The sequence below is a fragment of the Litoreibacter sp. genome (assembly GCF_058136045.1).
This window is the reverse complement of sequence record NZ_JBYVDD010000004.1, coordinates 222012-236423: the sequence shown is the minus strand read 5'-3', so window position 1 is coordinate 236423 and position 14412 is coordinate 222012. Positions and strand designations below refer to the sequence as shown.

Genomic DNA, 14412 nt, shown 5'->3' with positions numbered 1-14412 from the left:
GTAGTGGTGCTAATGCCCATTTATTTTGATGCAAGGCTCGCTGACCGTAAAGTTCTCAGCAAGGGCACACTAGCCAAACGGCGCGGGGGGAGCAGAGCGATACTCGCCCCCCGCTTCAGGCCTAGGTTTTTAAGATCGAGGTGCCTGCGTAAACCGCCGCATCACCCAGCATTTCGTCGATGCGGATCAGCTGGTTGTATTTTGCCAAACGGTCAGAGCGCGATAGCGAGCCGGTTTTGATCTGGCCACAATTTGTCGCCACGGCCAAGTCGGCAATTGTCGCGTCCTCGGTCTCGCCAGAGCGGTGCGACATCACATTGGTGAAGCCCGCGCGGTGCGCCATGTCCACGGCGCGCAGGGTTTCGGTCAACGTCCCGATCTGGTTCACTTTTACCAACATGGAGTTCGCCGATTTACGCTTGATACCCTCGGCCAAACGCGTTGGGTTGGTCACGAACAAATCGTCGCCCACCAATTGGATTTTGTCGCCCAACTCTGCGGTCAGGGCGGCCCAACCGTCCCAATCATCTTCGCCCATGCCATCCTCAATCGAGATGATCGGGTAGTCAGCAACCAAGGCGGCCAAGTAAGCCGCGTTTTCCTCGGAAGACAGTTTTTTGCCTTCGCCCTTCATGTCGTATTTGCCGTCGCGGTAATATTCCGTCGCGGCGCAATCCAGTGCTAGGTGGATGTCTTCGCCCGGCTTGTATCCGGCTTTCTCGATCGACTTCAGGATGAAATCCAATGCTTCGCGCGAGCTGGAAATGTTAGGCGCAAACCCGCCCTCATCACCGATGCCGGTGTTGAAGCCTGCCGACGACAGCTCTTTCTTCAGCACATGGAACACTTCCGCGCCCATGCGGATCGCCTCGCGGATGTCCGTCGCCGCCACGGGCATGATCATGAACTCTTGGATGTCGATCGGGTTGTCCGCGTGCTCGCCGCCGTTGATGATGTTCATCATCGGTACTGGCAAAACCCGTGCGCTGGTGCCGCCCACATAGCGGTACAAGGGCTGCCCCGAGAATTCTGCCGCGGCCTTTGCCACCGCCAGCGAGACACCCAAAATGGCGTTCGCCCCAAGGCGGGATTTGTTGTCGGTGCCGTCCAGCTCGATCATCATCTCGTCGATAGAGACTTGCTCTGTGGCGTCTTCGCCGACAAGGTTCTCTGCCAACTCGCCATTCACATTGGCAACCGCGTCCAACACGCCTTTGCCTGCATAGCGGCCTTTGTCGCCGTCGCGTTTCTCGTTGGCCTCATATGCGCCAGTTGATGCCCCCGATGGCACCGCCGCGCGCCCCAAAGAGCCGTCTTCCAAGGTCACATCAACTTCCACAGTCGGGTTGCCACGGCTGTCAAGAATCTCACGGGCGTAAATGTCGATAATGGTGCTCATAGCAGGGCAATCCTTAAGATGGGTCTAATGTTGGGGCAGGTATAGATGTGCTGTGGAATAAGGGCAAGTTTTGGGCAAAGGCGGTAGAAAAGAGTTACGCTTGGCCTTAAAAATTTTCAATTAATGGCTTCATCCATTCCCGACATCAGGTAGGGTGCGAAAAACCTAAAAGATAATTTTTGAGAGAAGATTTTAATGGAGTGGAAATTTCTTTTGAACGCGGACCGCTTGGGGGATCCAACGTATAGTGAAGAACCACATCGCCCAATTTACGTACAAGATGCGGATCGTATAACTTTTTCGGCGCCATTTCGAAGGCTGGCAAATAAAACCCAAGTACATCCTTTGTATGATCATGATCACATTCATCACCGTTTAATCCATAGCGTTGAAACCAGTAGTGTAGGGCGCTCACTTGGTATGCAAGTCGGGTCTTGGTTGGAAAAAGAGAAATTTGTTCACGCTGGCGATCGGCATGCAATTGCAGGTGTGGTTCAAGCCGCTTGTCTTGCGCATGACATTGGCAATCCTCCGTTCGGGCACTCAGGAGAAGAGGCAATCGGTGAATGGTTCAAAGAAAGATTTAGAAAATCCGACGGTATATTTGGTTCGATGGCCGCAGAACTGCGCGGCGAGTTTGAGCAGTTCGAGGGGAATGCACAAGGGTTCCGAATTATTACTCGGTTAGAAATGCACCGAAATCAGGGCGGTATGAGGCTGTCGAATAGCGTCTTGGGCACGTTTGCAAAATACCCAGCTACGGAGCATGTACAGAGCGCAGAGAATACCAGCTACTGTGGCGTTAAAAAGTTTGGGTTATTTAAATCTGAAGAACTTATTTTTTCTGAAGTCGCTCAAAAACTGGGGTTACAGCGAGAGCAAAATAAAAATGGTTATTGGTGGCGGCGGCATCCATTGGTGTTTCTCGTCGAGGCAGCCGATGATATTTGCTACAATATTCTTGATATAGAAGATGCGTATATTTCTGGGGATTTGGGGTTCGATGCCGTTTCACGTTGCCTTACTCCATTGGTAGGAACATCAAATCAAGATATGTCAGACAAAACCGAAGGCGAGTGTATAGCCTACATGAGAGCCCGCGGTATCGGAGCAGCGATCAATGCCTGTGTGGAAGCCTTCAAAGAAAATTATACGAAGATCATGGACGGGTCATTTTCATCTTCTTTGATCGAGGTTTCGGATAAAAGTGAGGAATTTGCAGAAATTAAGCGTGTAGCAAAAAGCCGAATTTTTACTGCTAAGCGGAAAACTGAGTTGGAAATTTCAGGAAGGAATGTACTTCACCGAGTCCTAGACGGGGTTGTTCCGATTTATGAAAATCTTAGTAACCTTGAGTGGGACCCGAATAAACTGGAAGGATATGACGTGCAGTTGGTCCGGGCCCTCGATTTGGATTTGCGGGACATCAACAGTACTAATGATGCGCTACATTCCCTTGCCGACTTCGTTTCAGGGATGACTGATAGGTACACTGTAAAAATAGCGCGCATGGTGTCAGGGACGTAGCCCTTTATTATTCGGGTGGTGGGGGCTTCATCCTCACTCAAACCGAACCATTTGTATAAAATTCCGTACGTGCTGTACGCCTTGTACTGAAACGGGCTCTGATTTAGCGGCCCTTGACCCCGTAAAGCTCCAACCGATGACCTTTGAGGCGATACCCCAACCGTTTGGCGATTTTCTCTTGCAGGGCCTCAATCTCGGGGTCGACGAACTCAATGATTTCACCGCTTTGCATGTCAATCAGGTGGTCGTGGTGGTCGCGCTCTGCATCTTCGTAGCGCGCGCGCCCGTCGCCAAATTCCAACCGCTCCAATAGCCCCGCTTCCTCGAACAGCTTTACTGTTCTGTACACGGTGGCAATTGAAATATTACTATCTGTTTTCAAAGCCCTAGAGTGCAGCTCTTCCACGTCTGGATGGTCCTCTGCCTCTTCCAAAACTTGCGCTATTACTCGGCGTTGGCCGGTCATGCGCAGGCCTCTCTCGGTCGATCGGCTGATGATGGACTTGGCCATTTTGCGGCTCTCCCTTGGGGCTTTGAGGTGCATTTTAGGCGCGCATGTGCTTGGCCTCCACCCCCAATTTTCACCCTAGCCTTGACTTATTGTGCGCAGAAGCCCATTTCCCCCTCAAGCCTGCGCACAAATGGTGCCGCGTGTGCCCCGCTATTGTTCGGGGCGATGCACCGCCGCAGTGTTATACGTTCCCGAAATTCACGCGAATGGGTCCGGTGGGGGAACCGCCTCCACGACCATTTTAACGCGCCCCCACAGCCAGTTAGGCGTGGGGCCACATGTCACGAGAGGACATGACTTGAATAAATTTGAAGCTTTGGGGATCTCCCCCAAAATTGCCGAAAGGCTTGCCGAAAACGGCATCACAACGCCAACACCAATCCAGGAAGAAGCGATCCCGATCATTTTGGGTGGCCGCGATGTTATGGGCTTGGCCCAAACCGGCACCGGTAAAACTGCGGCCTTTGGTCTGCCGATGATCCACAATCTAATCAAAATAGGCACTAAACCTGCGTCGCGCACTGTGCGTGGCTTGATCCTTGCGCCGACCCGCGAGTTGGCAAAGCAAATCTGTGACAACCTGAAAATGTTCCAAGGTAATGGCCATTTGAAAATCAACATGGTTGTTGGCGGCGTCTCTATTAACCCACAAAAGAAGGCGTTGGAGCGCGGTACAGATATTCTGGTCGCCACCCCCGGTCGCCTAATTGACTTGTTGCAGCAAAAATCCGTGATGCTGGGCGATGCGAAGTATTTGGTGCTCGACGAGGCTGACCAGATGCTCGACATGGGCTTCATTCACGCACTGCGCCAAATTGCGCCGCTGCTGCCCAAAGAGCGCCAAACCCTGTGTTTCTCGGCCACTATGCCGAAGCTGATGGAAGAGTTGGCCGCGACCTATCTTGACCACCCGCGCCGCGTGCAGGTCACTGCGCCGGGCAAGACTGCTGACAAGATCACGCAATCGGTGCACTACATCGCTAAGGCGGCTAAAAATGATCTGCTGATTGAGCTGATGGACAAGCACCGCGATGATCTCGCGTTGGTGTTCTGCCGTACAAAGCATGGCGCGGAAAAGCTGATGAAGTTGCTTGATAGCAAAGGGTTTGCTGCCGGCTCCATTCATGGGAATAAATCGCAAAACCATCGCGATCGCTCACTAGCGGCGTTCAAATCTGGCGCGTTGCGCGTTCTAGTTGCGACAGATGTAGCGGCGCGTGGGATCGACATTCCGGGTGTTGGTTTTGTCTACAACTACGACCTTCCCAACGTGCCAGAAAGCTATGTGCACCGCATCGGGCGGACTGCACGCGCTGGTCGTGAAGGCGAGGCGATTTCCTTTTGCGCCCCCGATGAGATGGGCGAATTGAAGGACATCGAAAAGCTGTTGAAAATCACTATTCCGGTGGCTGGCGGTCGTCGTTGGGCCAAATCCGAGGAAGAAGCCAAGCCGAAACGCGGCGGTGGCGGTAATCGCGGAGGCGGCCGTCCAGGTGGCGGAGGCGGAGGTCGTCGTGGCCAAGGTAAGCCAAAAGCGGCGGGTGGCGGCGAAGGCCCATCGGGCGGCGCACCTAAGCGCAAGCGTAACCGCCGTCGTCGCGGCCAAGCTCCGACGTCTGCTGCGGCATAGTCCGGATGAGCCGGTTCCAGCGCGCAATGGCAATTATCATGACGGTGCTCACAACCTGCTTTGGCGGTTTGTGGGCGCTCGGGTATTTGTACGTTTCCGGGATGGCTTGTGCGTTCTCGAACAGTGCTAACTGTAGCCTGAAAATGCCTTGGCAATTGTCTGGTGAAGATCTGCAATACATGGTGTTGATGCCAGGAGCAGTCTTCTTGGGGCTTCTCATAGTGACTGTGTTGCTTTGGCGAAAATAGCCAAGTTATCAACTTGAGACATGAAAAAGGGGCCATGAAGGCCCCTTTGTTTTTGACTGTTCTAATTGGTTTAGAACGGAATTTCGTCGTCGATGTCGCTCGATGGGCTGGATTGGCCGCCCCCACCACTAGCACCGCCGCCGGAGCCGCCACCATAACCGCCACCCGATGGGCCGCTGTCGTAGCCGCCGCCACCCATTGGGTCGCCGCCACCACCGCCACCGCCATAACCGCCACCACCGCCGCTGGAGCCACCGTTCGGTCCGTCGAGCATGGTTAGCGAGCCGTTAAAACCTTGCAGCACAACTTCGGTGCTGTACTTGTCAGCGCCGCTTTGGTCTTGCCATTTACGGGTCTGCAACTGGCCCTCGATGTAGACCTTGGAGCCTTTGCGCAGGTATTGCTCGGCAATGCGGACCAGACCTTCTTGGAAAATGGCGACTGAATGCCATTCGGTTTTTTCGCGGCGCTCGCCGGTGCTGCGATCTTTCCATGTCTCGGAGGTGGCGATGCGCAGGTTGCAAACCTTGCCGCCATTTTGAAAACTCCGCACTTCGGGATCGCGCCCTAGGTTGCCGATAAGAATAACTTTGTTAACTGAACCGGCCATGTGCTGGGTCTCCCGAATCTTGAATTGATGCTCTTATATCAGCGGTATTTGGTTAACGAGAGACTTACAACCACACTGTGTAGTGGGCGAGTATTGGCTCAGGGGGTGGTTTAACCACAAAAACTGACTATATTGCGCGCAATTAGAGGCGGTGAGTGGGACCGGATGAATGCGTAAGTTATTGGTGGTATTGGTGGCAGCGGCTTCGTTGATGCCGCTTTCCTCGCAAATCTTAATCGCCGAGGGGCTGTCTTCGTCTGGCTCAACGAGCAACCGCTCCAGAGTTTTTAGCACTCAGGCGCGGCTTCTGGATGGCCGGTTGTCGTCGCAGTATAAAGCGTCCAGAAAATTGCAGCCGCAAAGCAAGAAGGCCATTTATGCCACCAAAACGGCGATCCCGCGCTATCGTGGGTCGCAAAAAAGTGCCTATCTTGGGGATGCTAAACGCGTAGCGCGTAAGCATGGTGTGCCGACGGATTTGTTCCTGCGTCTGGTGCAGCAAGAAAGTGGTTGGAAGCCTCATGCGGTGTCTCATGCCGGCGCTATTGGGTTGGCCCAGCTGATGCCGGGGACTGCGCGTAAGCTGGGGGTGAATCCACGTGATCCCAAGCAAAACCTTGAAGGCGGCGCGCGTTATCTCAAGCAGATGTACCGCAAGTTTGGCAGTTGGCGGCTGGCTTTGGCTGCATATAATGCGGGGCCGGGCGCGGTTGAAAAGCACGGCGGGGTGCCGCCTTACCGCGAGACCCGCAATTATGTGCGCAAGATTTTGGGAAGCTAAGATTTAGTGGGGGCCAGCCCCCACTCCCCCGGGATATTTTTGGAACAATGATAGTTAGCGGCGGAGTGCGTCGTCTAAGACGTCGTGTATGATTTGGGGGGGTACGTCGCTGGTCACAAAAGCCTGACCGATGCCGCGTGCCATGATGTAGTTGAGCGTGCCTTGGGTGACTTTTTTGTCTTGGCCCATCAGAGCGATCAGTGCGTCGGCATCAGGTAAGTTGCCCTCAATGTCGCGCAGGTCGGTTTTCATGCCCATGTCTTTTAGGTGTGCGCGGACCCGGCTTGGGTCTTCTTGCGCGCACAGCCCAAGGCGTGAAGACACCTCGAACGCCAAGGCGCAACCGATGGCAACGCCTTCGCCGTGCAGTAAGCGGTCGGAGTAGCTGGTTGCGGCCTCCAGCGCGTGGCCGAATGTATGGCCCAGATTGAGCAGGGCGCGGTCGCCTTGCTCGGTCTCGTCGCGTGCCACGATGTCGGCTTTCATTTGGCATGACCAGCGGACCGCCTCGATGCGTTTCGTGACATCTCCGGCGGCCAAATCTGGCGCGTTTACCTCGAGCCAGTCAAAGAAGGTGGCATCGCCTAGCAGCCCATATTTTACCACTTCGCCATAACCTGCAAGGACGTGGCGCGGGGTTAATGTGCCCAGCACGGCCACATCCGCCAGCACCAGTGACGGCTGATGGAAGGCGCCGATCAGGTTTTTGCCATGGGGGGAATTAATTGCGGTTTTGCCGCCAACAGAGCTGTCGACTTGTGCCAGCAGCGAGGTCGGGATTTGCACAAACCGCACGCCCCGGCGCAAAATCGCTGCTGCAAAGCCCACCAAGTCACCGATCACGCCGCCGCCAAACGCCACGACCATATCGCCGCGCTCGATCTTTTGCTCAAGCAGCCATTCGACCGTTTGGCTTAGGTATGGCCAGCTTTTCGTGGCCTCGCCTGCGGGCAGGGTCAGATGGGTCATCTCGATGCCGGAGGCGGCCAAGCCTGCGCGTAAATCCTCTAGGTGCAGGTCTGCCACATTGGCGTCCGTGACCACCGCCACGCGCGGGCGGGTCAGCAGGGGGGTGACCTGCGCGCCAGCTTGTGCCAGCAGCCCGTGGCCGATTTCAATGAGGTAGCTGCGATCGCCAAGCTTAACCTGAACGGTTTCATGTGGGTAAGTCATGGGGCGTTTCTTTCAGTAGGTGGGCGTCATGCAGGGTGGTGACGACCTGTTTGGCCATGTCGTCAATGGAATATTCCGCCCGGGCTTCGACGTAGAGTTGCGCCTGCGCGTAAATAGGCGTTCGGGCGTTGTAGATGTCGCGCAATGAGGCATAGGGATCGTCAGTGCGCAGCAACGGGCGAGTTGTTTTGTGGCGAACACGGTCCCAAAGCAGCGCCAGATCAGCCTTCAGCCAGACCGAGACCCCTTTGGAGGCGACCAGATCGCGGTTGTCCTCGCTCAGGAATGCTCCGCCGCCCGTGGACAGAACTGCGGGCTCCCCGTCAAGCAGGCGCGCAATGATCTCGGTCTCGCGGGCGCGAAAGAAGGCCTCGCCGTCGCGCTCGAAAATTTCGGCAATGGAGCGGTCGGCGGCGCGTACCAACTCCTCGTCGCTATCCAGAAAAGGCACGCCAAGTATGCGCGCAACGGCCCCGCCAATGGCGGTTTTTCCGGCTCCCATCATGCCCACAAGAACCAAGGGGCGGGTCAGAGTTAGGACTTTGGGTGGCGTTCTCTCGCTCAATTTATCATTTTCTGTTTTGAATTGCGTGAACTTGTTAGAAATTCCATATATGAATCAAACAACAGGCGCAAAGGGCGGTGACATAAGTCGCCCATAATAAAGGCATAACAAGCGTGATAAGGCTCCTAAAGGCTCTGATTTTCCTGATCGTGATGGGCATCGTCGGTATTATCGGCTATGCGTATTTGGGCGACCTGTCGCCAAATAGGGTCGAGGTTAATCAACCGGTTACGCTGGATGCGAAGTAAACAAAACGTAGCGACCCTTGCTGTATCGTGCTTTTTGACGCTGGTGCCTCTGGCGCATGCGAAGGAGCCGCTGTCTGCGATTGACTGGTTGTCTGACGTGGTGGCGACACCTGTCGTGGTTGCCCCGCCAAAATTGCCACAGGCCCCAAAGGTCAAACACGCCGACGATGTTGCGCGCTCTGCCACGCCCAGCGTTGTGACGACGACGACCCTTGGTGCACCCAGCCGCGATGGTGTCGGCTTGGTGCCGGGGGCCGTGACCGGGTTGCCTGCCAATTTTTGGGGGTCCAGCCGGTCCGTCATTTTGAGTGCCGCATTAAACGATTTACGCCCGGACCTACCGTCACCATTGGCCGAGCTTATACACACGGTGTTGTTGGCCGAGTTGACGCCCCCCTTAGACACTGCTCAGGCGGAGGTTTTGTTCCACGCCCGTGTTGACGTGTTGCTGGCTTTGGGGGCCTTAGATCAGGCCAAGGCTTTGCTGGACCGGGCTGATCCCGGCACCCCATCTTTGTTCCGGCGCTGGTTTGATGCCAGCCTTTTGACTGGCGAGGAAGACGTGGCTTGCAAGCGCATGTTGCGCCAACCTGATATGGCACCGACCTATCCGGCGCGCATTTTCTGCATGGCGCGCGCTGGGGATTGGGACGCGGCCAACCTGACGCTGAGCACGGCGCAGACGTTAAAAGTTATCACCCCCGCCGAGGATGCGCTTATGGCGCGGTTCCTTGATCCTGAGGTGTTCGAGGGGGAGCCACCGTTGCCCGCGCCATCGCGCGTCACCCCGTTAAGCTTTCGGATGCATGAGGCCATTGGCGAGCCGCTGTCTTTGTCGACGCTACCCAATGCCTTTGCCTATGCGGCGCTTTCGGAGAATGGCGGGTGGAAGCCACGCATCACTGCCGCCGAACGCCTTGCGCGCACGGGTGCGATTTTGCCCTCGCGCCTGTTGGCGATTTATTCCGAGCGGCAACCGGCAGCCTCGGGTGGGGTCTGGGATCGGGTGGATGCGGTGCAGGCTTTTGAGACGGCGCTAACGGCCCGTGATCCAAGTTCGGTGGCCGCGCAATTGCCGGATGCCGTGCGTTCCATGCGCCGCGCCGGGCTAGAGCCTGCCTTGGCCAATATGTTCGGAGAGGCCTTGCTGGGCTTGCCCCTTTTAGATGCGGCCCAAGAGGACGCGGTTCGGCTGGTTATGTTGTCGCCCGCCTACGAGAGCGCGGCGAACTCCGAGGCGATTGCCGCAAAGATACCTGCGCTATGGCGCGCGGTGGCGCGGGGCGACGGAGCTGAAATTTCGCAACTTGTAGGGGCCGGTGGGTTGGACCCGTTAGAAAGCGCGATTGCTGCCGCATTCACAACCGCAGGGCCAGCCAGCGATCTGGCCACGTTGGTTGAGGCTGGAAACTTCGGCTTGGCGATGCTTAAGGCGGTGAAGTTGATGGAGGATGGCGCGGGTGCCGATCCCTCCGCGTTAGAGAGCGGGCTGCGTACGTTACGCCACTTGGGGTTTGATGATTTTGCCCGCCGCATGGCGCTTTATACCTTGATCACAAGGCCGCGCGGGTGAGCTTGCCTGCGGATATGTCGCGTTGGATCGAGACCTTTCTAGATGCGCAAGCCGCCGAGTTGGATGCGGCGCAAAACACAAGGTTGGCCTATGGGCGCGACTTGTTGGATTTTGCCAGTTGGTTGGACCATCGCGGCACACAGTTTGAGGCGGTGGCGCGCAGTGATGTTGAGGATTACCTGATCCATTGCGACGCCCAAGGTCTGGCGTCGGCCACCCGCGCACGGCGCTTGTCGGCGATTAAACAGCTCTATCGCTTTGCCTATGAAGAAGGGTGGCGCGAAGATAATCCGGTGATGCAAATCAAGGGGCCGGGGCGTCAGAAATCCCTACCCAAAACCCTGAGCGTCGAGGAAGTGGACCGCCTGTTAGGTGCGGCGCAAACCTCGGCACGCAGCAAGGATGACCGGCTGCGCAACACTTGCCTGATGGAGTTGCTTTACGCGACCGGAATGCGCGTGAGCGAACTGGTGACGTTGCCAGTGTCGGCGGCGCGTGGTGATCCGCGCATGTTGCTGGTCAAAGGCAAAGGCGGCAAAGAGCGCATGGTGCCGTTGGCAGGCTCGGCGCGCGATGCGCTGGCGGCTTGGATTACCACGCGTGATATGCGCGATGAGGCGGCACAGAAAGACGGTAAACCGTCCTCCAAGTTCTTGTTCCCGTCGCGCAGCAAAGATGGCCACCTGACACGGCATCGGTTTTACATGCTGATCAAGGAATTGGCGCTTGAGGGTGGGGTTGATCCATCCAAGGTTACGCCGCACACGCTCCGCCACGCATTTGCGACGCATCTTTTGGCCAACGGGGCCGATTTGCGTGCCATTCAAACCCTGCTGGGCCATGCGGATATCTCGACGACCGAGATTTATACCCATGTGCTGGACGAGCGGTTGAAGGAGTTGGTTCTAGAGCACCACCCTTTGGCCAAAGGCTAAAGCATTTGTAATCTAGCGGCGCAATTCCGGCGGCAAAACATCCTCGGAAGGCCAAATGCCCGTTCGCAATGCCGTCTCGTAGCCTTGGGTCAGGCCTGCGTCTTCCATCGCCTGCGCGGCGGCCTCAAAATCATAGCTCAGATTGTGAAACCGCACGCCATCGTTTGACAACACGCCATAGCGGGTCTCGGGGCGGCCATCATGGGGCGGCATCCCGATGACCCCCGCATTGATCCACTGCTTGCCAGCTATATGGCGCTCGAAGGCAATGCCTGAATGCCCTGCAATAACAGCATCAAACGAGCCGATCTCATGCTCAATCGCCGCAAGTTCCTCGGCAAAAATGCTCTCTGGTGAGCAGGGCCAAATGAACCGTGCCACATCCGTGAACCCGCCGTGGATCACCACATAGCGCTTGCCGTTGTGACGAAAGACCAACATGTCGGGCGTGTCTTTGAACAACAGGGCGGGATCAGGGAATTCGCGGTGTAAATCGGCCCAAGCACGGGTGAACCAAACTTTGGAGGCAAGATCGCACGCGGTGCCGTTCTCGAACCCGCAACCGCAATCAGTGGCACCCGCCTTGATCTGCGCTTCGCAATTGCCCAAAATTGACTGGACCTCAAAGAGGCCACGGGAGGAGCGGACCACCGCTAAACTCTGCGCGCAATAGGCGATTAAATCACCAGTGAAAATGCGGTTTGAAGGGGCGAAATTCGCAGTTTCGGCAAGAGATTTGAGTGCGTCCCACGCCTGCAAGTTCGAATAGGCACCGCCAAACAGCAAGACATCACCCTGCAAAATTCCGAGGTCCTTGATATAGGGGCGAGTAGAGAGCATTTGCGGGTTACCCTTGAATGGTTCGGGCGCGCAGCCCATAACCTATGTCTAACCTCAATTGATAAGGTCTAAAACCCGGATGGACGACGCATCAACACTCTTTGATACTGCCTTTTGGCTGACCTCGGGCGGCATTGTCGTTTTGTTGCTTTTGTCGGCGTTCTTTTCTGGCTCTGAGACGGCCCTGACTGCCGCCTCGCGCGGCAAGCTGCGCACGCAGGCCGACAAGGGCTCGCCAGGGGCCAAGCGGGCCTTAAACATCACCGAGGATAACGAGCGGTTGATCGGTTCGGTTTTACTGGGCAACAACTTGGTCAACATTCTTGCAGCGTCTTTGGCTACCGCGCTGTTTACCAAAGTATTGGGCGAAAGCGGCGTGGCGTGGGCGACGTTGGTGATGACGCTGTTGGTGTTGATCTTCGCGGAGGTTTTGCCAAAGACATATGCCATCACCAATTCCGAGAGGGCCGCCGCAATGGTCTCAGGTCCCATATCGATTGTGGTGCTGGTCTTTGCGCCGATTGTGACCGCCGTGCGCGCCTTGGTGCGTCAAATCTTGAAGCTTTTTGGTGTTGATATTGATCCCAATAGCCACATCTTGTCGGTGAACGAGGAAATCGCAGGGGCCTTGGCACTGGGTCATGAGGAAGGCGTGGTGCACAAAGAACAACGCGACCGGCTTTTAGGCGCGCTGGATTTGAACGAGCGGGACGTGGAGGAGATCATGCTTCACCGTTCCGAGATCGAGATGATCAACGCGGAAGACCCACCCAGCGAGATTATTGACCAATGCCTGAAAAGCCGCTTCACGCGCCTGCCGGTATTCCAAGGGGAGCAGGAAAATATCGTCGGTGTCATGCATGCCAAAGATCTGCTGCGTGCGGTGAACGAGGCGGTGCGCGGGCCGGGTGGTATGTCCGCTGACCTGTCGGATTTTGACATTATGGCAGTGGTACGCAGGCCGTATTTCGTGCCTGAGACCACGGCACTAGATGACCAAATGCGCCAATTTTTGAAGCGGCATTCGCATTTTGCGTTGGTTGTGGATGAGTATGGTGCGCTGCAAGGGTTGTTGACACTAGAAGACATTCTCGAAGAGATCGTGGGCGAAATTACCGATGAATTTGACGAAGCCGAAGTGGCGGCCTTGAAGCCAGAAAACGACGGCAGCTATGTCGTTGAGGGGGCGGTGACAATCCGCGACCTCAACCGAATGGCCGAGTGGTCGCTGCCCGATGAGGAAGCCAATACCCTTGCCGGCTTGGTGATCCACGAGGCCCAGTCGATCCCGACTGTTGGTCAGGTTTTCTCATTCCATGGCTTCCGTATCGAAGTGATAGAACGCCACAAAAACCGTCTGACCCAATTGAAAGTACGCCCGTTATGAGTGCCCCTCGCAAAATTATTATCGACACGGATCCCGGCCAAGATGACGCCGTGGCAATTTTGCTGGCGCTGGCCTCGCCGGAGGACCTGGAGGTGCTGGGCATCACTGTCGTGGCGGGCAATGTGCCGTTGCCGCTGACCCAAAAGAACGCGCGTATTGTGTGTGAATTGGCGGGGCGGCCGGATGTTTTGGTGTTCGCGGGGTGCGATGCGCCTATATCGCGCAAGCTTGTCACCGCTGAACATGTGCACGGAAAAACCGGCCTTGATGGTCCCGTGATGGCGGACCCTGTGATGGCGTTGCAAGAGGCCCATGCGGTGGATTTCATCATTGAAACCCTGCGCACGCAGCCCGCTGGTACGGTGACGCTTTGCCCGCTGGGGCCGCTGACCAATATTGCCGAGGCGTTCACCCGCGCCCCTGACATTATCGAGCGGGTACAAGAAATTGTGCTGATGGGCGGGGCTTATTTTCAGGTGGGCAACATCACGCCCACCGCCGAGTTCAATATCTATGTGGACCCCGAGGCCGCCAAGATTGTGTTTGGGGCGGGGGTGCCTTTGGTGGCGATGCCGCTGGACGTGACGCACAAGGCTTTGACCAACCGCGCGCGGGTCGATGCATTCCGGGCCTTGGGCAATGAGGCCGGGCGGATGGTGTCTGAGTGGACCGACTTTTTCGAGCGTTTTGACAAGGAAAAATACGGCTCGGAAGGCGCGCCGTTGCATGACCCTTGCGTGATTGCCTACCTGTTGCAGCCCGAGCTGTTTTCCGGCCGCTTGGTCAATGTGGAGGTCGAGACCGGATCGGAGTTGACCCTTGGGATGACGGTGGCGGATTGGTGGGGGGTCACGGACCGCGCGCCCAATGTGACCTTTATGGGTGACATCGACGCGGCGGGCTTCTTTGCGCTTCTGAGCGAGCGGATCGGCCGGTTGTGAGGGCGGTTTTTCCGTATTTTTAAGAACAAAGATGACGATGATCT

Annotated in this window: 14 protein-coding genes; 8 read left to right on the top strand and 6 right to left on the bottom strand. The window is 56.4% G+C overall.

The features are described 5' to 3' along the window. Positions 1-121: 121 nt before the first annotated feature. Complete coding sequence (gene eno, locus AC3Y7R_RS06570; protein WP_490041226.1) at positions 122-1399, bottom strand: phosphopyruvate hydratase; 1278 nt, start codon at positions 1397-1399, stop codon at positions 122-124. A 195-nt stretch (positions 1400-1594) separates the two neighbouring features. Between eno and dgt the strand changes: the two genes are divergently transcribed. Then, on the top strand, positions 1595-2926 hold the full coding sequence (gene dgt / locus AC3Y7R_RS06565; RefSeq protein ID WP_490041225.1) for a dGTP triphosphohydrolase: 1332 nt from the start codon (positions 1595-1597) through the stop codon (positions 2924-2926). Positions 2927-3029: 103 nt separating this feature from the next. On the opposite strand, the gene AC3Y7R_RS06560 is transcribed toward dgt, so the two are convergent. Next, a complete protein-coding gene (locus tag AC3Y7R_RS06560; protein WP_490041224.1) occupies positions 3030-3437 on the bottom strand; it encodes a Fur family transcriptional regulator in 408 nt (135 codons plus the stop codon). 298 nt (positions 3438-3735) lie between these two features. Here AC3Y7R_RS06560 and AC3Y7R_RS06555 point away from each other — a divergent pair, with 298 nt between their 5' ends. Next, a complete protein-coding gene (locus tag AC3Y7R_RS06555; protein ID WP_490041223.1) occupies positions 3736-5067 on the top strand; it encodes a DEAD/DEAH box helicase in 1332 nt (443 codons plus the stop codon). Positions 5068-5385: 318 nt separating this feature from the next. Here the strand turns inward: AC3Y7R_RS06555 and ssb are convergent, their stop codons facing one another. Then, entirely contained in the window at positions 5386-5925 is a 540-nt protein-coding gene (gene ssb, locus AC3Y7R_RS06550; protein ID WP_490041222.1) for a single-stranded DNA-binding protein, read from the bottom strand. A gap of 169 nt (positions 5926-6094) precedes the next feature. Here ssb and AC3Y7R_RS06545 point away from each other — a divergent pair, with 169 nt between their 5' ends. Beyond that, on the top strand, positions 6095-6706 hold the full coding sequence (locus tag AC3Y7R_RS06545) for a lytic transglycosylase domain-containing protein (protein ID WP_490041221.1): 612 nt from the start codon (positions 6095-6097) through the stop codon (positions 6704-6706). A gap of 54 nt (positions 6707-6760) precedes the next feature. Here the strand turns inward: AC3Y7R_RS06545 and aroB are convergent, their stop codons facing one another. Both aroB and AC3Y7R_RS06535 read right to left on the bottom strand, forming a co-directional pair. Next, a complete protein-coding gene (gene aroB / locus AC3Y7R_RS06540; RefSeq protein ID WP_490041220.1) occupies positions 6761-7879 on the bottom strand; it encodes a 3-dehydroquinate synthase in 1119 nt (372 codons plus the stop codon). Beyond that, positions 7863-8444, bottom strand: a complete 582-nt coding sequence (locus AC3Y7R_RS06535) for a shikimate kinase (protein ID WP_490041219.1) — start codon at positions 8442-8444, stop codon at positions 7863-7865. Before AC3Y7R_RS06535 ends, aroB begins: the two co-directional genes overlap by 17 nt. 113 nt (positions 8445-8557) lie before the next feature. Between AC3Y7R_RS06535 and AC3Y7R_RS06530 the strand changes: the two genes are divergently transcribed. From AC3Y7R_RS06530 to AC3Y7R_RS06520, 3 genes are read left to right on the top strand one after another with little or no spacing between them, the layout of a single operon-like run. Beyond that, positions 8558-8692, top strand: coding sequence for a hypothetical protein (locus AC3Y7R_RS06530; RefSeq protein WP_490041218.1), 135 nt, complete (start codon positions 8558-8560; stop codon positions 8690-8692). After that, positions 8682-10265, top strand: coding sequence for a hypothetical protein (locus AC3Y7R_RS06525; RefSeq protein ID WP_490041217.1), 1584 nt, complete (start codon positions 8682-8684; stop codon positions 10263-10265). The genes AC3Y7R_RS06530 and AC3Y7R_RS06525 overlap by 11 nt, the downstream gene beginning before the upstream one ends. A 14-nt stretch (positions 10266-10279) precedes the next feature. Then, the gene (locus tag AC3Y7R_RS06520) at positions 10280-11200 is read left to right on the top strand and encodes a site-specific tyrosine recombinase XerD (protein WP_490041216.1); all 921 of its coding nucleotides are present in this window, start codon (positions 10280-10282) and stop codon (positions 11198-11200) included. Positions 11201-11212: 12 nt separating this feature from the next. Here AC3Y7R_RS06520 and AC3Y7R_RS06515 read toward each other — a convergent pair whose 3' ends face one another. Continuing rightward, entirely contained in the window at positions 11213-12040 is an 828-nt protein-coding gene (locus AC3Y7R_RS06515; RefSeq protein ID WP_490041215.1) for a metallophosphoesterase family protein, read from the bottom strand. Between the two features lie 79 nt (positions 12041-12119). Between AC3Y7R_RS06515 and AC3Y7R_RS06510 the strand changes: the two genes are divergently transcribed. Together AC3Y7R_RS06510 and AC3Y7R_RS06505 are read left to right on the top strand one after the other, a co-directional pair. Next, a complete protein-coding gene (locus AC3Y7R_RS06510) occupies positions 12120-13427 on the top strand; it encodes an HlyC/CorC family transporter (protein WP_490041214.1) in 1308 nt (435 codons plus the stop codon). After that, entirely contained in the window at positions 13424-14368 is a 945-nt protein-coding gene (locus AC3Y7R_RS06505) for a nucleoside hydrolase (RefSeq protein WP_490041213.1), read from the top strand. The genes AC3Y7R_RS06510 and AC3Y7R_RS06505 overlap by 4 nt, the downstream gene beginning before the upstream one ends. Positions 14369-14412 lie beyond the last annotated feature (44 nt).